This window comes from Acinetobacter sp. YZS-X1-1 (assembly GCF_000804305.1).
In the GTDB taxonomy this organism is placed as follows: Bacteria; Pseudomonadota; Gammaproteobacteria; order Pseudomonadales; family Moraxellaceae; genus Acinetobacter; species Acinetobacter variabilis.
The window spans coordinates 109,535-130,754 of sequence record NZ_JWHB01000003.1; the positions used below are offsets into that span (position 1 = coordinate 109,535).

The window sequence follows — 21,220 nt, forward strand, 5'->3', positions numbered from 1 at the left end:
TCTTATCTAAATGTATATCTAAAAACAATAAAAAACCGGCGCCTAAGCACCGGTTTTATTCACTTTACGAGCTTTAAAGCTAGTACAGCCTGATTAAGCGTTTAGTGACTCAATGATTTGGTTCAATGTAGCACTTGGACGCATTACAGCATTTACTTTCGCAGGATCAACCGCATAGTAACCACCGATATCTACAGATTGGCCTTGAACTGCATTCAATTCGCTTACGATCTTCTCTTCATTTTCAGCAAGAGATTGAGCGATCGGTGCAAATTTCGCTTTCAATTCTGCATCTTCGTCTTGCGCTACAAGTTCTTCAGCCCAGAATTTAGCTAGGTAGAAGTGGCTGCCACGGTTGTCTAGCTCGCCAGTACGACGTGAGGGAGACTTGTCATTGTCAAGCAATTTACCAGTCGCAGCATCCAGTGTTTTCGCAAGCAGTTTCGCACGTGCATTGTTTTCTTTAATGCCCATTTCTTCCAGAGAAACAGCCAATGCCAAGAACTCCCCTAGAGAATCCCAACGTAAGTGGTTTTCTTCTACCAACTGTTGTACGTGTTTAGGCGCAGAACCACCAGCACCAGTTTCGTACATACCGCCACCTGCCATTAAAGGCACGATAGACAGCATTTTCGCAGAAGTACCAAGCTCCATGATTGGGAACAAGTCAGTCAGGTAGTCACGCAGGATGTTACCAGTTACAGAAATAGTATCCAGACCGCGAGCAACACGTTCAAGTGTGTAACGCATCGCACGTACTTGAGACATGATTTGGATGTCTAAACCTTCTGTATCGTGGTCTTTCAGGTATGTTTGAACTTTTTTGATCAGTTCGTTTTCGTGTGGACGGTACGGGTCAAGCCAGAAGATAGCAGGCATGCCAGAGTTACGTGCACGAGTCACAGCCAGTTTCACCCAGTCGCGGATCGGTGCGTCTTTCACCTGGCACATACGCCAGATATCGCCTTCTTCCACGTTTTGAGACATCAACACTTCACCTGTTTCAAGGTCAGTGATGTTCGCAACACCAGCTTCTGGAATTTCGAAAGTCTTGTCGTGAGAACCGTATTCTTCAGCTTTTTGAGCCATCAGACCAACGTTAGGAACTGTACCCATAGTACGTGGGTCGAAGTTACCATTCCATTTACAGAAGTTGATCATTTCCTGGTAAATACGTGCGAAAGTAGATTCAGGCATGACTGCTTTACAGTCGTAAGGTTTACCATCAGCACCCCACATTTTACCGCCAGTACGGATCATTGCAGGCATAGAAGCATCTACAATCACGTCGTTTGGAGAATGGAAGTTAGTAATACCTTTTGCTGAATCAACCATCGCAAGTGCTGGACGGTGTTCTTGACATGCGTGAAGATCTTCAATGATTTCTTCACGTAAAGAAGTCGGTAAAGATTCGATTTTTTCGTAAAGACCAGCCATACCGTTATTTACGTTAATGCCTAGCTCGTCGAACAGTTTACCGTGTTTCTCAAATGCATCTTTGTAGTAAATACGCACACAGTGACCGAATACGATCGGGTGTGACACTTTCATCATGGTCGCTTTAACGTGTAAAGAGAACAGAATGCCAGCTTCTTTACAATCTTCTAATTCTTTTTCATAGAAGTCGCAAAGTGCTTTTTTGCTCATGAACATTGAGTCGATGATTTCGCCATCTTGAAGCGCAACTTTTGGCTTAAGAACGATAGTTTCACCAGACTTGGTAATCAGTTCCATTTTCACATTACGCGCACGGTCTAAAGTCATAGACTTTTCACCATGGTAGAAGTCGCCTTCTTGCATGTGTGAAACGTGAGTTTGTGACCAAGGTTTCCATTCACCCATAGAATGTGGGTGTTTTTTCGCGTAGTTTTTCACTGCTGTCGGCGCACGACGGTCAGAGTTACCTTCACGAAGTACCGGGTTCACTGCTGAACCTAAGCACTTGCTATAACGCGCTTTAATTGCTTTTTCTTCTTCAGTAGTCGGGTTTTCTGGATAGTCAGGCAGTGCATAGCCCTTAGACTGAAGTTCTTTAATACATGACGTCAACTGAGCAACAGATGCACTAATATTAGGGAGTTTAATGATATTAGTATCTGGATCTTGGGTAAGACGACCTAATTCTGCCAGGTTATCTGAAACTTTCTGCTCATCGCTTAGATAGTCTGCGAATTCTGCAAGTACGCGTGCGGCTACAGAGATGTCTGTCTTAACAATCTCAACGCCCGCCGGCTTAGTAAAGGTCTCAATGATCGGCAGTAGAGAGTAAGTCGCCAATAATGGCGCCTCGTCGGTCAGTGTGTAAATGATTGTTGACTTTCCACCAGCCATATATAGCCCCTTGCTTTGGATTGAGTTTCTGATCATCAGGCTTTTGGCCTAATTTCAGCGAACCGGTTACTTAAATAAACTTTGAAAGTAGTGGTGCTGGTTGCACCTCAGTCAAAGGAATATCAATACATATTCAACTTTGCCTAAAAAATTCGTATAGATCGTCAGTGTGATTCACCGACAGCAGTATTCTACGTGAAAATGAACCTTTTTTCGAATTGGCACATTGCCAAACCATGTGATTTTTGCATTAGAAGGTTAATTTGCGAATTTTGCTTAATTTTACCAAAAACTATAATTTAAGCATTACAATTCAATTACTTAAATTAAAAATCAAACAAATTCACCTATAAACTTAAAGTGTGCTTAATTCAGTTTTTTGCCATCAATTTTTATCTACATGTTGGGTATCATGAAAATAAATTATCAATGACCGTAATTTCCATAAGTATGGGTTAAAAAGCGAATTGAAACAGATCTGTGCTTTCCTATCGAAATTTATGATCTGCACCTGATAAATTGATAGTTGATCCTGAAGGCTTAAGACAACCTAAATAATAGTCACCTTTCTACTCTTTCTTCAGTTTAAATTATGTGCATTTTTTTAATTACCTTTACAAACACTGGAAATGTATCAACCGTAATTCAAATAAAAAATTGGTTTTATTGGTTTAATAGGCTTTAGATGATGCCAGTACGTTGGTTTAATTAATAAGAATCTTCTAATTAAATTTGGGTAGAATGCTGATTAACTTACAATAAGGACTTATTAGACCTCTTGCGAAAGTATCGTTTTACCTAATTTTTGAATTAGCTAAAACCTTATAAAATGTAGCTTTGGGCTGTTTAAATTTTGACTAACGCAAGAAGTCTATTTTATGCTGAATTATTTAGTTAGTTTTTCGACAGGGGCTAAGAGCAATTCAGGACAGATTCAGATTCTGATAGGCATATTAGCGCTAAGTCTGCAATTTTTGATTATAGACAAATAATTGAACAGATAAAAATTGCAAAAAAAAATAGGAAGATCGTGCAGATGAACAAAGAAAATTTGAATTAAAAATACAATGCCTTAATATGTTACTCATAGCTTTGGATAAAACGTATTAAAAATAAATAACTTACAAAAAATATTAGAATTGTCGTAAGGGTCTATCAAATCACTCGATCAGAATAGCGAAGTAATAGAAGGTGATATTCGAAAGTTAATTACACCCACTAAAGAAAAAATTAACCATGCCGAAGAAGTTCAAAAAAATACTTTTGATATGTATAAGCGTATAAATAGAAAGAGCGCTTTCAATAGCCTAGATGAGCTAACTGCTATATATGATGTATTAGTTTCTATAATATATGATACAAATAATACTGACCTAATAATTCATCACTTTACAATAACTGAAGATTAACAATCTCGTATCACACACAAATCCTCAGCCTCACTACCCACATAGTTACCCTACCCCATTAACTGAATAAGGCTTTTCGTATGCTGCCTCTAACATGTCAGCAAAATCTTCGATCCCGGATGTAGTAAGTATTTACAAGCACCTTGATATACGCCCAGTGATCAGGGCCAGCACATCAATCGATAATTTCTAATTATTCACAAAGGGTTGAGTGCTTCATGTCGCGTGTCATAAAAATGAATATCAAAACGCCCTGCCTTTTGCTTTTTTCTTAGCTTAACTTAAATAGTTTCATGACGTAATTTAAGCCTTATAATCGGTAAAAAGCAGTAATTTTAAAGATAATGCGGATAAAGGTATTTTTTATTGTAGGCATAAAAAAAGGGTTTTAAGCTACTGTTTTCACTTAGAACCCTTATAACATATAGTTTTGAATCTTGGTAGGTATATCCTCTACCAAACACAAACCCATATTATTGATTTTAATTGTATTTTATATTTAATTTAATTAGTGATACATGTTGTGATACAAAGAATTATTTACTTTACATTGTAATTTTTTGTGAAATTACCCGTTCCTCCAAAACTCATCCATACTTTCAATCTAAATTAAGTTACTGAATAGCCATCAAAATTCTTATATTAGCTCAAACCTGATAGCCTGATAGATACTCTAGTACATTCTTTGGCTCATCTAGATGAAATGGTATCGCCCGTAAAAGAGCTTTTTCACTCTGGACATTAAATTTAAAACGAAGCTCATCATCGAACTTATTGGGTAGATGAGGGTAAATTAAAATAACCTCACTCGCATGTTCCAAATAATAATGACTATAAGCGAACATCTGCTGGATATCACCATCTTTAAAGCCAAAGCGCCCACCACGATTATGTTGATCTAATAGCTTCCATTTAGTATCTAAAACAATTTTCAGATTCTTTTGCTTATGCTGAATATGAATATCAGGACGGAGTCTGAAGATTGGCTTATCTTCATGTAGACAAATATGCTGGCTCGATACCTGTGTGCTTACATCCCAATCTTTTAATTCACGGCGTAAATGGTAAGCAACATAATGCTCAAAAAGCTTTTCCATAGGGAATAATAAGCTCATTCCACGCCAATCCCCTTGAGCAGACACGGGCATGTATTCACTTAAAATCAACTCAGTCCAAGGCTTTATATCTGCATAGAGTGCAAGTAAACGTCCTGACTGCCACTGCTTAAAATCTTGAGTGATCTTTTGACTCTTCGGAATTTCTCCAGTCATCAAACGAAGTTCTTGAGCTAACTTCCAGTTATTAGAACTTCTTGTTTTTTTACACACAACATCTAATGCAGTTTTAATCAATCTGTTCTCAGGTCGATTAACTTCATAAACATCATGTTCTATCGGGAAGATATGCTTTTTTGCTGGCGGTTGCCGCATGTGTTTTACATGCAGCAACTGCCCTCTTAAATACTTTTGCTCTTCTTGAACACGGTTGTAATCAAAGCGTAATCCCCGTTGAATGAGCTTCTCAAAATTACAAAGAAATTGTTCAATGATCCACTCATGTATCGGTTGCTTAAATCGGCTTAGGTTCGCTTCACCTGCATCTCGGTATGGTAAATGCAAAGATACTCGGAGCATCTTTTTCAAAAGCTCACGTTCTTTTTCAACCACGCTTTCTATGGATTCACCAACAGCTTTGTCGATATGTTTTGGCAGAATTTCAATGCGAGTACCACACTTGGTTTCAATAATTCCTACATATTGATCAAGCTTAAGCTTTCTACGCCCAGCCAATTCAAATATTTTAGCGCCGTGTTTTGAAAACGATGCAGATAGTTCACACAAATGATCAAATGCGGGTGCAGAGATATAAGCATGATCTATCGATGATTCAGGGCACCCAGCATAAGCAACACTAATATATGCATATTCTCTGACTGTAATCAGATCAGACATAAATATCCCCTATTAGTGTTGAATAATCTTGGTGAAACTAACTATGTCATCAAATGAAGTTGGCACCAGCTCCCAAGCTTTCTTATCTTTAAAGTAACCCAATTCCTCAGAATCTACATTCGGAAATATTGCTGATTTTTCTATAAGTTTCGACTGAAGCATTCCATTTCCATTCAAAACTAAATTTATCTTTGCCCAGTCGTCAAAGAAATATTCTTGAAGTTGAGGAATGATCTTTTGCTTAAAAATAGCAGACAGATTATTTAAAGTTGGCTGCTCTTTTAAATGCATAAAATTAGCATGACCAATGCAATGATCACGATCAAGCAAGGCTTCAATCCGCTGATTAATAACTGTTAATAGTCGTTTGATATCAATACCATCAACATTTACCCCTTCCAATGATTCTGGTCTTGGTGGCATCTCAATAAAAGTAAAACGGCGGCGTAATGCAATATCTAGTCCAGTTAATGAACGGTCTGAACTATTCATCGTACCAATGATGTAAATATTTTGTGGAACAGTAAATTCTTGTTTCGAATAAGGCAAAGTAACTGATAATTCTTCTTTTGCACCAGCACGTTTTGAATCTTCAATTAATGTAATCAATTCCCCAAAAATACGAGAAATATTACCTCGGTTAATTTCATCAATAATTAACACACAGGGGCTTTTCTCTATATTTTCAGGCATACGATTATCTAACATTAACTGAATCAAGTTCGCCCAAACCGTACAATAGCAATTAATAATATATGGTTCCAATAACGGATTGGCTTCTAATTTCTCTATAGCTAATTTCTGATTTATATCTTCTACTGTTATTTCATTTTCAACTACTTTTTCTAATAAAAGTAATGCTAGATCCAATGATAAGTGGATTAAATTTCCATTAGGTTTTTTTACACTTAAGCAATCTGAATTTATAGACTGAAGTATATAGCCACGCCCAAATTCCGAACCGATCAAATTACTAAATTGATTAGATGGCTTAACACCACAAATTTCTTTAAAAACACCATCTTTTACTAAATAGTTTAAACTACCATCTTCATCACTTTCAGCTCTGATTCCTTCAACAAAGTCTTCATAGCTAAAACTTTGATGAAAAGTTACAAACTTAATTTTCCCTTTTTCTTTATAACCATCAAAGCGCTTCTTTAGCTCTTCACGAGCCTCCGTTCCCAATTCATCTAATGATTTATTTTCTAAAATCGAAAGTGCATGATTGACAGTAGTAAAAGTTTTCCCCGTACCAGCAGCACCAAATAAAATACGATTTAAAGGTTGATTTTCACTACTCATTTCTTTATCTAATTCCATTTTATTCGATTTACTGCTGATATGATTTACATTAGAAAATTCATCAAACCAATTACAAATTTTCTGTAACTGATTTAATGAACTAGGGCGGATTTGATAAAAACTGTCATTTTCTCTTAAAGTTTTTGTATTCGTATTTAAATTATGATTAGGACTATCGCCAATTCCCCTAAATTTACATTGTTCCAGTGCAACAATTTGTTCAGGAGGTTTATCTTTCAAAAACAAGCGTATAGTATTTGTAGACAGATTCCCTGTTTCTAGAGCTAATTCTTTGTCCAAATCATTTATACATAAGAAAATCTTTTGGGTTTTCTGTTCATTATTCGGATATCTAGATTTCAAATAATCAAGCACTTTCTGTGCCGTAAAATCATTAATTTTTAAATCATCTTCTAAAGCAATTTCAATACACACTTCATCATAGGTGAATCCAAATTTTTGAATTTTTTCTACACTCCAAGCTACCAAATCATCTAAAGATTTTTCAAGCCCTTCTTCAACTGATAAAATTGAAACTATAGGTGAATTATTAAATTCACCTCTTACTTCTTCATATCTGTTGCGTAACTTATTATTAGCATTAACTGTATCTATTTTCAGAATAAATCCTAAATTACCATCTATACCAACAGTAAAAGCTAGTTCTTTTGGAGAATCTTTTTCAGGGTAAATTTTCGCCCATGTATATGGTTTAAATTTTCCACTTTGATCAAGTGGACTATTTCGAAAATCTAATTTCCCTGAAGGGAATTGTTTTTTAAGAACCTCCTCCCCCCAAGCTTTAGTCAAACTATTTGCTTCTTTTAGTTTTTCATATTCCATATTTTGAATTTGGTCATCTTTGTTTCGTATTCTATTTTGCAACTTTTCCAACAAATCAAAGTGTTCCTCTTTGAAATACGCATGCATATTCATTTATCTCTCTTTCACCTTAAATATCCAAACACAAAATTCAAATCTAAAGATTAATTTGATTCACCAACACATCATAAATAATGTGCGCAAACTGCCTCATCTTGGCTGGATCACTCATCGACTGCGTCATTTGCTCCATATGCGCGGCATTGCTATCTAACACGGCGTCATCTAAAGCACTGTCAAACTCGCCTAGCATCGCTTGTTCACGTGTATTGTTTTGAATCTGCTTCATCATGCGCGTGTTTTCAGACATTTTGTCTGCCACGGTATGAACATAGTTAATCATGTCTTGATCGGTCAGCTTATCGGTAATGAATAAGTCATTCACACGCCCTAAAATGACCGATAAAAAATCTTCTTTCTTGTCCTTCGCCTTGGCAGTCCCCATGTCATTCGCAGGTTCCAACTTATGCTCGGTAGTATCGGCTTTAAAGGGTTATGCTCATACACATACTCTGTACCTGAAGATAAGAAACCACCCGTCCCCGCCGTTGGGTCATAAATGGTACGAATCACGCCGTCTTTATTTAAGGCATCATCATCTTGGCTAAAGATCAAGCCTGTGGTGAGTCGCACAATATCACGCGGGGTAAAGTGTTCCCCTGCGGTTTCATTTGAACTTTCCGCAAAACGGCGAATCAACTCTTCAAACACCAAGCCCATTTCATGATTAGAGATGTTTTCAGGGCTTAAATCTGTGGTGGCGAACTTCTGCGCTACTTTATAAAGTAGGTTGGCATCATCCAGTAACCCCGTAAATTCATCAAACTTAAAGTGTTCAAAGATTCCACGTGCATCTTTAGAAAAATTCTGAATGTAGTTGTTCAGGTTTGAACGAATGTCTTTTTGCCCAAGGCGGACTAAATCCAATTCTGAAGTATTAAAGAAGGCTAAACCTTGGGTCGATTTCAGCAATAATTTTTCTTTGGCTTCTTCTGGTAGCGGTAAAGCTTTAACCTTTTCATATTCCGCGAGCACATTGGCTTTGCTTGGAGCCAAGACACATTCTAAACGGCGTAATAACGTAAATGGTAAAATTACGCGTCCATATTGAGATTGTTTAAAATCACCACAGAGTAGTTCTGCAACTGACCAAATGAATGCGGCTACTTGAGTAAAATTATTGTTAGTCATTAAAAAAACCAAGGCTATTAAGCAGCTATCAATATTGAAATAAATGCGGTCATTGTGCCTGATTTACAATAGATTTACAGCATTTCATCACTCGCAGAATGCAAAAAATGCGGCAATGACATTTCTCAAGAGCGTCAAAAGTTGAGGGCAGTCACTTTTGTATTGAGTGCAAATCATTGGAAGAAAAACATGCCAACAATTATCGCTGATGGTTCAGATCCGACTGAATGCACCTCACAAAAATAATACAGGAATCTAAAAATATCTCAGAAAACTATCGCTATTCTTATTTTAGTGAATGTTTTAGCTGCTCTTTTCTTGCTTGGGTGGTACTTGTATGATAAGACGATCAAACGCATTTTAAAGTCAATTGAAGAAAGCCAAAAACTGACACACATCACAATTGCCCAGAATCAACATAAACTCAATCAACACAAATTGAAGGTTTAAAATATGTGGTTTTAGTTGGCACATTAACAGGTACTTGTTTATGTAGCCTTGTATTTTTGTTCACAGTAGTTGCTTTATAAATAAACTGTTATAGTAACAAAAGGATGACAGCAAAATATTCAATATGCAGTACATGGCGTGACACGTTTTCAGCTCCGATAATTAAGCCCCTTTGGGGCTTTTTTATTAACTATTGCTATTGCTCAATCATACCTCCCATAAATTCTTAATAATTAGTTATATAAGGGTAAAGCTGTGTTCAATCGTGAATGTATTTTGAAATTAGAAGAAGAATATTCTTTTGAAGTAAATGTGGAAGATGAAAATCAATCATTTGCAGGAAAGTTAACACTTTCTCCAAAGAAGTGCTCACTTCGAGTTATGACAGAAAGACGCCCTTCAGATAATTTCCATAAGGCAATCATAATTTACTGTTCAACCTTACGCATGAACTTTAATTTGTATGAATTAAAATACAGTGGTTCTTCAGCAAATTTTTCTTTAATTGGACCAGAACAAAATCATGTTTCATTTTATGAATACATATTCGATGTTGGTTTCATAACATGTTCCAGCACATCATTAAAATATGATGAAGAAATAACAGGATTTACTATTGATGCATCAATATTTGCAAAATGGATAAATTTGACCAAAAAGCAAGAAGAATTAATGCATAAAATAAGCTCAAATCCACGTGATATTTCGCGTGAAGATAGAGTTGAGTTTACTAGTCACATAGAAGGTTATGGATGGATAATACTTTATTATCATTTAGAACAACACTTTAGCCTAGATGAATTTAGAATTGGATCAAAATATCCACCTAAACTTTTATTTCAATTTGAATCTTCTAAAACAGTAAGTGAACTACACTTAGAATTTAATAAGTTTTATGACCTAATGACATTTTTTATTGGAAGTGATTTCAAAATAAACACCCTTAGTATAGATATTATTGAAAACTTTTCGTCGACTTCAAGTGTCTATTTCCCAACAGATTTTAAAATTAAAGAAATTACCTACCCACTACTTCCATTGGGTCGTAATTCAGTCAGATATGCTACTCATTTAAAAGAGTTACCTTTAGATTGTTTCAATAACTACTATAAGCTACCAGAGCATAAGAGAATAATTTTTACTAAATACTTAAGATATAAAAGAATGAAATCAGATGAAGAAAAATTTTTAGGATTTTTCAGACTATTAGAAAAACTAACATTCAAAAGCCAATCTTATGTAGATGAAGAAATACTTAAATCGATTTTAAATAAATCTAGAACGTACTTAAAAAAAAGATTGGATAGCAAAATGTCCATCATTAAAGACTTAAGCAAAAGAATTGAAAAAACGAATCAAATGAAATACAACACTTTAAAGTGTTTATCAGATTTCTTTGATTCAATTCCAATAGAAATACAAAACTCACTTTTATTTAAAAAAGATGAGTTAGTAAAAATCACTAAACTCAGGAATGATATAACTCATGCCAATGAATATTCTATTGAAAGCAGAGACCTATACCAATACACAAATTTTATTAACGCCTTATTATTTTTAGCACTTATAGCTGAATTAGATATACCTTTTGATGTATGTATCCCAATTGCACAAAATCTAAAAATAATGTAATTAATTAGCCCCCTTTCGGGGCTTTTTTTATTTCTCAATATTGTCACTATATTTAATATTAACTCTTGTTAAAGTCAGCATATTTAAAGCCTGCTGCCTTTTCATAAAGAATTTCATAATCTTCATCGCACAAAAGATGATTAAAAGCATAAGAAGAAAATTAAAAAATGCCCATAAACCTACATAGTTTTTTGCAACACCAAATTGATCATACAAATACAAAAAAAACATCATTAATGCATAAGCCCCCAGAGACATTGAGAAAAATATTACTGCACCTACATGTGCAAAAGACTTAGCCAATTGAGGATTAATTGCTTTTTTAAGTTCCAGTCTATTTTCAAAATCATTGAATTTTAAAAAGCCTTTACAATTATGATATGCATCCATTGCAGATCTTGAATTTTCAAATCCATTTAAAAATATTAAAGTGGGTAAATGGCTTTCACGGGTTTTCAAAAGCTCTTGATATTCATATACTTTTAACTCATATTCAAATAGTGCTTTTTCACGTTTAAGATAACTACCTTGTTCAATTCTAGCTTTTAATTGAGTGATTTTATTTCTTCTATCCCGCGAAATTAATGAGCCAATATCTTTAAACATTCCTGCTTCTTTTACTTTCCCCCAAAACACCACTATCGCTATTGGAATTAGTAGAAATAATCCCCAAAATGTATATTCTGGTTTTGATAGGAGTTTTTCTGCAAGATCTAAAAGTTTATCCATTACACACACTTAATTTATAATAATTCAATTTTAAACATTTACATTAAAGCCCCTTTCAGGACTTTTTTATTCATAAAAATAATCTGTCACAGTCCAATTATAATATGGAGTTGTACGATCACATGTTTTACACGTAAGGCTATTTGTCATGCCTAGTTCCCAATCACCTGCTAATGTGCGCTGTTTAAATTTATCAGTATTATCAAATGTTTGAAAGGTGTCTTCGGTACCACATCGTGTGCATTTAACATGCGTTAAATCATCTTTAATAATCTTCTCAATTTTATGCTTCATCACTATCCCTCTAATACATTTACAAAATCATCTTCAGTCAAAATACGAATATTTGCACCGTCCTTTTGCCACTTCAAAGCCTGTTCAAATTTACGCCCATAGCTCATGTGTGCCCAGTGTGGATTTCCCTTATTACAAATCACGAGATAATCAGCAGTCTTGGTCAAATCATCTTTAAAAATACCACCTTTGGATTCAATGACATCTTTCCATTCAGCTTTGGTATATCGATTAGATGCACCTGTAAGGCAAATGGTTTTACCAATAATTTCAACATTACCGTGATAAAAATCTGGGTTTCTATTTTCACTGGTGATAGTTACGACTAAATTTGGCAAACCAAAATTATTCAGTTGGACATACTTGCCGATGGTAATTTTTAGAACTTCTTTACTGTCTTCACTTACTCGGTTTAAAACTCGTACATGGTTTAAAGCAACTAATAATTCTTTATAAATCGGATCATCTTTTAAATAATCGTGTTGATTCAACCACACATTTAAAGCGAGCAATTCATCATCTGTGTAATTCTGATCGCAGGATAAACCAGCCAATACGCCATACAATCGCTGTACATCTCCAGTATGCTCTTTAAAATATTTCGAGTTTTTAAATACATCTAAACTGGATTGAACTTCTTGATGACGTAATAATAAAAACTCTGGATCTTCAGCAGCTTTCATTAATACTTGGTACAGGGTATCAAAATGTGGAACTTCTACCGCTTCTGGATAGTGTTCAACCCATTTAATTAATGCTTCAATTTCTTGTAACCTTACACGACCGTCTAAAAATAAACCTTCAAAAAAACCTAAAAATAAATTGCCTAATTTGCTTTGATTTGCATTGTAATTCAGTCGATCCAAATCCACTTGTGTATCCTCAGATTATTATTCTAACGCTTTAACTGACCAGTGATCGTTACAGTAGATGGCTTAGGCGATGGCTGTTGTATCGTAAAGTGATGCTCAATCGTTTCTTTTACACACTCGCCTTTAACTACATGCCCTAAATTTAAATAATGCTTTACTTCATTAGGATTATTAGCTTGTCGTTCAGTTTGTACCCTAGTTAAAACACCAAGGAAAATGAACCGTGTTTTATCCATATGAACCGTATTATTTCTATCTATAAAAGGAGTGCCTTCATTAAGGATACAGACAGGACTACCACTCGAACCCGGATAAACAAAAGAATCAATCAAGAACTCTTTCTTCCCATCAAAATCAAATTTTATTGGTGAAGCTGTATATCCACTGCGTGCAATAGGTAATAAATTTTGATTATCAATCAAACCATTAGGGTAACCAACATAAACCACCTGTTGAATGCTAGATATATCAGGATAATCATCGGCACTTACTAACAACTGACTATCCATTGCCTTGTAATAAACATGCAGTCCTTGTTTATCAATATCTGCTTCAACTTCAGTAAAATCTAGGATAGCAATATCAACATTAGGATCAGAATGAAACTTCCACATACCTTTCCATTTAGTCTGATCAAAACTTAAAGTGACTTTGGATCCTAATTTTAATTTTTTATTCGGAAAACTAGATTCTGAAGAATGAAAATCAATTGATCCATTTTGATTTGGCTCTACCACATGCCGATTCGTGACTAAGAAAATTTTAGCCAGTCCACCAAAATTATAAATATAAAAAAAACCTGTTCCGGTTGAATTATTCCCATTAATTTTAAAAGTTGAGTAATACAATTTATCCGCTAAATATTCACGCACTTCGCAACACCATTTTTTCTTATAAAGCCTATTGACTGATACACTGTATCACTGCTGTAGTTTTTAAACTACAGCAAAATCTGTGGTCAGGCGTGGAAACCTGAAGAGTTATATAGGCGCAAAAAGTCCATCATGGGCTATTTTTTTGTGTAAAATTTGGCTATGCCTTTTATGGCAGGCTGAAAAGAGTGTCCTTCTGGGCAGCCGTTTCCTATATAGCGGTAAATTTCCACCCCTATTCAGTCTATCACCAATCTTTGTGGAATTGCCTAGTGTCAGGTTTATAACTTGATATATAGGATAAGCCAATGAAATCATTCGCTTCTACGCATTCGTGCACTCAAAATAGCATCAAAGAACATTCCCCCTACAGACCTATAAATGAGACTACAAAAAATAACTAGGTAAAACTTTAGTATCCATAAACATCACTGATGTAATAAAAAATAAAAATGCTATTTGCTCTTAGTTTCTGCAGTAATTGAGAAGTACAAGGCACTATATTTAGTCAACCAATATGAAGTTTGGTTTTTATTTCTTATTAGTACAGATTATTATCACTAAAACTTTAAAATTATAGATACACATGAATAGAGAAAAACTTTTTGAATTATCAACTCAGATGATCATGGAGCTGAAACAAGAAATCATAGAGAGTGATGTTCTTGATTGTGGTCCAAGACTAGAGTTAGTAGAGCAGTGTATTTACATCTCTTTTGAACACGGAATAGGAGTAAATGGATTATTAGCCATTGGACTACCTACTCAAGCCATGGTTTTACTTAGATCGCAATTTGAAGCAGTAGTCAGAGCATATTGGCTTTTGTTTATTGCAAGTAATCACCAAATATCAAAGTTGAATTTTAGTTATACATTTGAAGAGCAATTCGAAAGTGATACCTGTCCAATGATAAATGACATGCTTGAAAAGCTGAGTAATGCCAACCTTCCAGCACAACCAGTAATTGATCACCTCTGCGCTTTTAAAAAATACCACCTTAAGCAACTTAACTCCTTGGTTCATACTGGCAAGCAGTCTTTTACCCGTGATGTAATGGGGTATACGGATGAGATGCTGATTACATTAATGCGCCAGTCAAATAACTTGATCACTGTCGCCTCTCAAATCATGTTGAAACACACAGTGCCTGACAAGCAAAAGTTAATTCATCATTTGATTAATAAATATCGACCTTGTTTCTTTTTGGATGAGGATGTTGATCCAGCAGTTAAAGAACGAGTAGAGAAGTACTTTGCGAAGTAGAAACCAGACCTCCTTCGAGAGGTTTTTTATTACCTAAAATTCATGCTACAGAATGGATTATGTGAAAAAACGAATAATGAAATTGCCCTGTATATAGATCAACAATACGCAATATACTCACAAGTTCAGAGAACAAAAGACTGTCATTTCCAGACTGATTAGCAACTGTAATAAAGTATTTGAGTGAACTCCAATAATTTGTTACAGGGTTGATAAGAGACTACAGTGACAACTAGATACCACAAAAAATAGCTTAAAACGCCAAAAGACTACGCCGTGTTTTTACTGTCAGGTGCATTTACTGCACATGACACCACACTCTTGATTATATACTCCCCACCTTTTCGACAGCATAACCTGCCATACAACTAAATTTAACTTTCAATGTATCAAAATAGGAAAATCAAAGCTTTTAAGTATTTTTTGGAACGCACAATAAACCTAAATCGAATGGGAAATTCAGCATTTGAACGTCCCGAATCCTAATTCTATTGTGAGTTTATGAAACTATGTCTTCAAATATTACCAATCGTTATCCCCATCTCAGCATGATGAAACAAGTTAAACCAATTCTGAGTCTTAACGAAGATCAAGGATTGACATTTAAATTTCCCTCCCATTACGGCGAGGACTTCCATGTACAAGTTTTCTTTACAGGAACCACGATTCTGGTCGGCTATCAACTAACCGAAAAGTGGGCTTATCATATTAGATACCAAGAACAAAAAACTCAATTTGAAGGCAAGAGAGTATGGTTTATTTGCCCCATTAAAGGGTGTAAAAAACGGGTAGATAAGCTCTATCTTAAAGAAGAGTTATTCGCCTGCAGAAAATGCCATAAACTTTTATATCCAAGCCAAAACCGATCAAAATATTTTCTACCAATGTATAAACTTGAACGATTAGAAAAGAAGCTGAAAGGCAAAGGTAGATGGGGTTCCCCTCCACCAAGACCAATTGGAATGCATTGGGAAACTTACGAACGATTAGCTAAAGAATATGCTGATGTTTATTGCGAAATCATGGAAAAAGGCGAAGCTAATATCGCAGCTTATGGTCAGTCTAAAATGACTAAACTACCCCAACACACTGATAATATTTAATTAATTTTAAAAACTACACCTTCTAAACAAAACTAAGATGTCTAATTTAAACAATACAATTAGACATCTTAGGTGAAATTAGATTATAAAATCTAAAGACATATCAATATAATTCAATATTTTAAAGCAAAATTAGACTATTAGATGATATTTAGGATTCAACAATACGTATTCCTTATTCTCAAACTTTTCAATAAACACACAATGGGTATCAATTAATGGTTGTAGAGCTTCATCTCTAATTCGTGCAGATTTTATAGAGCGAATATATTGATTGAGCGTAGATTTAAGTACTTTATCCTCTCCATTCTTATATTCTCGAATCAACCAGTTTAAAATATCGTCACTTTTCGAATGCACAACATGCTTTTGATCGTAATTAGCCCACTCATTTAATGAATGCATTATGATCATTGCAGCTGAATAGATATCCGCTTTTTCAACCACAACCCTCTCTTCAAAAAAAGCAAACACTGTCGCTAAACGAATCATGATTTCACCTGCACGGCTACCATAAGATTTAATGTGGCTATATTTACCTTGTTGCTTAAGTTCAACCTCGATTTTATTATAAAACCGAATCCACAATGATTTTGCTTCTGACGTCATTGCTAATCTCCCTCGCTCAGTATCACTTTCCTTTAAATCAGATGCTGTATCATCACGAAGTAATTTTTTACATTGTTCCCAGTAAGTAAGCATTCTCAAATCTTCTTTTATATTTTTCGATAGCTCTTTCTGGTCAATTAATCTAGTACCTGCTATTGATTTAGGTGCCGTGAAGATAAATCGAGGTAATAAACCAATACCCGACATAGCTTTATCACTAACAACCTCTTTAATGATAATAGGCTGGCCCATTAAATGAATACTCATACGACAACCAAATGCAACACCGCTACCATTAACATTTCCCTTGGAACGAGTCCGCTCAATTGTGCCTTTGTCAAACATTTTAGCCAATAATGCCATACTCGACTTAGCAGTATCAGATTTAAAAGTATGTCCACTTAAAAGCTCAGCCGCATCATCAGATGCCAAAGCAATATTTCTAAAATCTCCGTTAATAAAACCAGATGTAATTGGTTCAATAGTAGTATCTGAAAATAATGTTTTAGGACTTACAGGCTCAGAAACTTGTTGCGATGAATTTCGATATGCTTGCAACGCCTTTTGGTATTCCAACATTTTTTCATCTTCTAAGGCTAAAACAGCATTCATAGCCATTTTATCTGCAGTACTTTTTCTATCTCCACTCTCGCCTTCTGTAAGAAAATACAAACTGCACGGCATTACACCACCATTGATGTCATATGCATCTACTTTTCTTTGAGCAATATAAGTTGCAGCGAACAAAACAGAGTTTGCTGCAATACCAATAGGGACTTTTATATACTCATGAATACAAAGAATTGCATTCCTTAGAGATACAGGCAAATCATTAATAGGATATGGATTTTCATAAATTTTACTTGGTCTAAATGAAGAAATCTCTTTAGTACTTCGATCATATTCAATAGATAAAATCTCTTCCACCTCAGCAATCACTTCACTTGGTGAAGCAACCGCACAAATTGGCATAGACAATGCCAAAACTTTAATAAATGAATTTCTTAACTTTCGCTTAAAGTCATTTTCCTCATGTTTAGCACATACTAGATAATACTGAGAATTCTGATAATCAGCTTTACTTAACTTATCAATATTTTTTTCTGATACGTAAATAATCGGATACTTTGCATGAGAAAGCTTGAATAATGAGTATTTATCCACACAAACTAATACAATTGAATTATCAAAATCAGAATTGACTATTAGATTACCTTTTCCAACTATATAATCTTTTTTATCTGCACTATCAGACAGAAAGTTTAACCCAGTGATTTCCCCTTTTACCATTAGAGGGAATACTACACGACCAGATAAGTCAATATTATTCATACAAATTTCTTTTGAAAAAAACAATCCACCTCTAGGATTCCCAAAACGAAATATTGTAGAATTAGATTTTCTTTCTGAATCATTTTCAGTTAGATTAAAACAATGTTGATTTAAGATTTCAGTGTAATCAGGATTTAAGTTACAGCTTAAATCCTGATTTTCAATTTTTTGTAACATGAAAATAACCAAGTCAATATAGATAATAAAATACTCTCAGCCACTCAAAACCAAATAAGCAGCTGATAGTAAAATTGTTTAAGTAAAGTTAAAAAAATTATTCGTTTTTCGCCTCATTTTTTTTATGCCATTCGACTAGTGCGTTGTAGTCAAAATAAACTGGCGCCTGCCGTGATGATCCGGCTTTATATCCCTTTGGAAAGGTAGGATCATTCAGCCTAATGTCACGTAAGGTATTGCGTGTGATACTTAAAAGTTCACACGTCTGATTGTAAGTAACTCGAATAGGTAGCATTCATATAACTCCATAGAACTTGCTATGAACTTATTTTGAAATAAATTAAACAAAAAAATACGGCGAATTCACACCCATTTTTTTCCCGCATTTTTAAAATTACAGCTGAATCCAATGAAAGCAAATATCTATCAAACTGGAAATCCGTCTTTAACTACTATCCAATTTCGAGCACATAGCAATTTACAGGGTACTGTTTAAGCTTTTGTATAATTAGAATATCTTTAAAGGAATATAAACATATATGACTATACTCCTATTAAGTCATGTTTAAGATTCGTTATGCCTATTTATAATATGATCTTTCACGTGATTCAGATCTTGCTTTTTCCACAGCAGCAAAAATTTGTAAATGATCCATAATACTTATCGACTTGGGTTTTTCTTGTTCTTCATAATGAAACGTATCCGATGAGGTATAGGAAAATATTTCATCTGTAAGCGGTTTCACTTCTTTCTCAATCGTAGACTGATTTCTAGCATTATCTGGAAATATTGCTTTATGATAGGTAGCAAAAGAAAACTTTTCATTTTCTTCAAGAAATATTCTCGACCAAAGCCAGAGATCCATATAAGCCAAAATCCTATATCGTGCCCAAGCTTTCAACATTTTATTACTAATTACTTTTGAATAGCTAATATTATTCTCTTGTCTAATTTTAATTAATAATTCCCTAATTTCATCAATAATAATTTCATCAGAAAAAAATGGATTAATTACAATTGGCACTTCCGCATACTGATTAATCACACCATTATTTTTAAAAATAGAATCTACAACATTCATATCATCATAATTTTCATTTAAATCAGTAGCAGCCTTAAGATATCTTAAATCTATATTTTTCATTTGTTTAGCTGGTGGATAATGATACTTATCAACCCACATAAACTCCTCAGAACCTTCATCATCTCCAAATACGAAGACTCTTACTGATTCATCATTTTGAGATTTTTTTTTAATATAATTAAAATCAAAATTAAGAGCCAATGGATCTTTTAATACTTTTTCAATAGCTTGTTTTAATACTTTTGTTCTATCTCCATCAGACAGTTCACCTAAAGTATCAATTAACATTGGATCGTGAATATAATTAAAAATCATCTGCCTACCGCTTAGAGCATAGAACCATTCGCATGCATTGAATTTATCTAAGCCTTGGTATTTCTCCAATTGAAAGAGTTTTGGTATTTCTTTATAAAACTTTGCCATTACAAATCCTAAAATATTACTTTTTTATTATATTTCAACCAACTATCTCATCAACATAATCTGACCACCACTGCATCATACCTATACGCTCTTCAAAATGTGCCCCCTTATCATACACCCCCTTTACACCTGTCTTTAAATGCGCCAAGGTAGCCTCTACAACCTGCTCCTTATCGCTATATTTATTATTCAACTCTGTGCTTGCTATATGCCTAAAACCATGTGGATTTTGTCGCCCTTTATACCCTAAACGGTTTAATGCTTGATTAAATGTGTTATCAGAGATCGGCTTGATCAAGCTTTCTCTACTAGGAAAAAGTAGATTTGACTCTGTTCTATATGTTTCCAATTCTTTGAGTAATTGAATAGCTTGTTTTGAAAGTGGCACTGCATGAGCAATACCTTTTTTCATTATTTCAGCTGGCTTAATCCATACAGCTTTTTCTAAATCAAATTGATCCCATGTTGCAAAACGTAGCTCAACAGGACGAGGGAATAAGCGAATTAACAACTCCAAGCCAATTGCCATATCACGCTTTGGATAACCTCTGATTGCATGTATTAAAGCAGGAAGCTCATTAATTTCAACGAACTTCATATTTCCGCCATTATTTTTATCTAAATGCTTCGTAATACCTTCAAGTGGATTAAAAACAATTTTCTCCTGAAACTTTGCCCAGTCATACGCATTCCGAGCATAAGATGTCAATTTTTCTACCTGTGTATAAATTCCATGATCCCTTTGTAACCCCTGAAAAAAATCAAACCACTCTTTAGGAGAAATACTTGCAAAATTGCGCTGTCCAAAAACTGGAATAATATGTCGTTCAATCGATTTCACAGCTTTATCAAATGTAACTTCGTCCCAATGGGATTTTTTAGTATCGAGCCAATCAGACATAAGTGTTTTAAATTTCTTACCTTCTATCTCTTTAGCTTGCTGCTTCACGGATTTCTTAGTTTCTATTTCATTCCCATTAGCGAGTTTCAACTTTATTTCATTCGTTAATTTGCGAGCAAGTGCTCCGCTTACTGAAGGATAAGCTCCTAAACCATACCAAGACCACACGCCATCAGTTTTTTTATATCTCAATTGCCAAGATTTAGTACCGCTTTTTTTTACAACAAAATATAATCCGCTATCTGAATCTTTTACACGATAATCTTTCCCCTCAGACTCTAAATTTGCCAAAGTGGTATCAGACATAGGAAATTTCTTTATTTCTGTTCTTTTCATAAAGTTACATCAAGATTTGTATCACGAGTTCATATATTAGATCATGATACACAAAGTGATACAAGAAGAGT

At 34.6% G+C, this 21,220-nt stretch carries 13 protein-coding genes and 2 pseudogenes; 3 read left to right on the top strand and 12 right to left on the bottom strand.

The window, feature by feature from the left end; genetic code table 11:
• Positions 1-93: 93 nt before the first annotated feature.
• From RJ01_RS03050 to RJ01_RS03070, 5 genes and pseudogenes are all read right to left on the bottom strand, one after another.
• Positions 94-2,331, bottom strand: a complete 2,238-nt coding sequence (locus tag RJ01_RS03050) for an NADP-dependent isocitrate dehydrogenase (protein WP_034170011.1) — start codon at positions 2,329-2,331, stop codon at positions 94-96.
• 2,056 nt (positions 2,332-4,387) lie between these two features.
• Entirely contained in the window at positions 4,388-5,692 is a 1,305-nt protein-coding gene (locus RJ01_RS03055; RefSeq protein ID WP_034170012.1) for an McrC family protein, read from the bottom strand.
• 12 nt (positions 5,693-5,704) lie between these two features.
• The gene (locus RJ01_RS15710) at positions 5,705-7,933 is read right to left on the bottom strand and encodes an McrB family protein (RefSeq protein ID WP_081402635.1); all 2,229 of its coding nucleotides are present in this window, start codon (positions 7,931-7,933) and stop codon (positions 5,705-5,707) included.
• 43 nt (positions 7,934-7,976) lie between these two features.
• Positions 7,977-8,366: pseudogene (locus tag RJ01_RS03065) on the bottom strand (type I restriction endonuclease subunit R); the annotation flags it as partial.
• Between the two features lie 2 nt (positions 8,367-8,368).
• A pseudogene (locus RJ01_RS03070) lies at positions 8,369-9,070 on the bottom strand (type I restriction-modification system subunit M N-terminal domain-containing protein); the annotation flags it as partial.
• A 705-nt stretch (positions 9,071-9,775) separates the two neighbouring features.
• Here RJ01_RS03070 and RJ01_RS03075 point away from each other — a divergent pair.
• Complete coding sequence (locus RJ01_RS03075; protein WP_034170014.1) at positions 9,776-11,152, top strand: HEPN domain-containing protein; 1,377 nt, start codon at positions 9,776-9,778, stop codon at positions 11,150-11,152.
• A 27-nt stretch (positions 11,153-11,179) separates the two neighbouring features.
• Here RJ01_RS03075 and RJ01_RS03080 read toward each other — a convergent pair whose 3' ends face one another.
• The 3 genes from RJ01_RS03080 to RJ01_RS03095 all read right to left on the bottom strand — a co-directional run bounded on the left by RJ01_RS03080 (position 11,180) and on the right by RJ01_RS03095 (position 13,919).
• Positions 11,180-11,881: a hypothetical protein gene (locus tag RJ01_RS03080; RefSeq protein WP_034170015.1), complete on the bottom strand. Its 702-nt coding sequence runs from the start codon at positions 11,879-11,881 to the stop codon at positions 11,180-11,182.
• Positions 11,882-12,177: 296 nt separating this feature from the next.
• Positions 12,178-13,047, bottom strand: a complete 870-nt coding sequence (locus tag RJ01_RS03090) for a BRCT domain-containing protein (protein ID WP_034170017.1) — start codon at positions 13,045-13,047, stop codon at positions 12,178-12,180.
• A 23-nt stretch (positions 13,048-13,070) separates the two neighbouring features.
• Positions 13,071-13,919, bottom strand: a complete 849-nt coding sequence (locus RJ01_RS03095) for a serine protease (RefSeq protein WP_052209064.1) — start codon at positions 13,917-13,919, stop codon at positions 13,071-13,073.
• 586 nt (positions 13,920-14,505) lie between these two features.
• Between RJ01_RS03095 and RJ01_RS16490 the strand changes: the two genes are divergently transcribed.
• On the top strand, positions 14,506-15,183 hold the full coding sequence (locus tag RJ01_RS16490) for a DUF6988 family protein (protein ID WP_227504397.1): 678 nt from the start codon (positions 14,506-14,508) through the stop codon (positions 15,181-15,183).
• 509 nt (positions 15,184-15,692) lie between these two features.
• The gene (locus RJ01_RS15590) at positions 15,693-16,286 is read left to right on the top strand and encodes a hypothetical protein (protein ID WP_052209065.1); all 594 of its coding nucleotides are present in this window, start codon (positions 15,693-15,695) and stop codon (positions 16,284-16,286) included.
• 132 nt (positions 16,287-16,418) lie between these two features.
• On the opposite strand, the gene RJ01_RS03110 is transcribed toward RJ01_RS15590, so the two are convergent.
• The 4 genes from RJ01_RS03110 to RJ01_RS03125 form a co-directional block, all read right to left on the bottom strand.
• Positions 16,419-18,404 carry a DUF3987 domain-containing protein gene (locus RJ01_RS03110; RefSeq protein ID WP_034170018.1) on the bottom strand — a complete coding sequence of 662 codons (1,986 nt, stop codon included), beginning with the start codon at positions 18,402-18,404 and terminating at the stop codon, positions 16,419-16,421.
• Between the two features lie 97 nt (positions 18,405-18,501).
• A complete protein-coding gene (locus RJ01_RS16495) occupies positions 18,502-18,699 on the bottom strand; it encodes a hypothetical protein (RefSeq protein ID WP_034170019.1) in 198 nt (65 codons plus the stop codon).
• A 286-nt stretch (positions 18,700-18,985) separates the two neighbouring features.
• The gene (locus tag RJ01_RS03120) at positions 18,986-19,912 is read right to left on the bottom strand and encodes a DUF6387 family protein (RefSeq protein WP_034170020.1); all 927 of its coding nucleotides are present in this window, start codon (positions 19,910-19,912) and stop codon (positions 18,986-18,988) included.
• A gap of 34 nt (positions 19,913-19,946) precedes the next feature.
• Positions 19,947-21,149: a tyrosine-type recombinase/integrase gene (locus tag RJ01_RS03125; protein WP_034170021.1), complete on the bottom strand. Its 1,203-nt coding sequence runs from the start codon at positions 21,147-21,149 to the stop codon at positions 19,947-19,949.
• Positions 21,150-21,220 lie beyond the last annotated feature (71 nt).

Bases quoted from the DNA above. Each gene is read 5' to 3' on its own strand.
- RJ01_RS03050 (WP_034170011.1), bottom strand. From the start codon at position 2,331: ATGGCTGGTGGAAAGTCAACAATCATTTACACACTGACCGACGAGGCG.
- RJ01_RS03055 (WP_034170012.1), bottom strand. From the start codon at position 5,692: ATGTCTGATCTGATTACAGTCAGAGAATATGCATATATTAGTGTTGCT.
- RJ01_RS15710 (WP_081402635.1), bottom strand. From the start codon at position 7,933: ATGAATATGCATGCGTATTTCAAAGAGGAACACTTTGATTTGTTGGAA.
- RJ01_RS03080 (WP_034170015.1), bottom strand. From the start codon at position 11,881: ATGGATAAACTTTTAGATCTTGCAGAAAAACTCCTATCAAAACCAGAA.
- RJ01_RS16490 (WP_227504397.1), top strand. From the start codon at position 14,506: ATGAATAGAGAAAAACTTTTTGAATTATCAACTCAGATGATCATGGAG.
- RJ01_RS15590 (WP_052209065.1), top strand. From the start codon at position 15,693: ATGTCTTCAAATATTACCAATCGTTATCCCCATCTCAGCATGATGAAA.
- RJ01_RS03110 (WP_034170018.1), bottom strand. From the start codon at position 18,404: ATGTTACAAAAAATTGAAAATCAGGATTTAAGCTGTAACTTAAATCCT.
- RJ01_RS16495 (WP_034170019.1), bottom strand. From the start codon at position 18,699: ATGCTACCTATTCGAGTTACTTACAATCAGACGTGTGAACTTTTAAGT.
- RJ01_RS03120 (WP_034170020.1), bottom strand. From the start codon at position 19,912: ATGGCAAAGTTTTATAAAGAAATACCAAAACTCTTTCAATTGGAGAAA.
- RJ01_RS03125 (WP_034170021.1), bottom strand. From the start codon at position 21,149: ATGAAAAGAACAGAAATAAAGAAATTTCCTATGTCTGATACCACTTTG.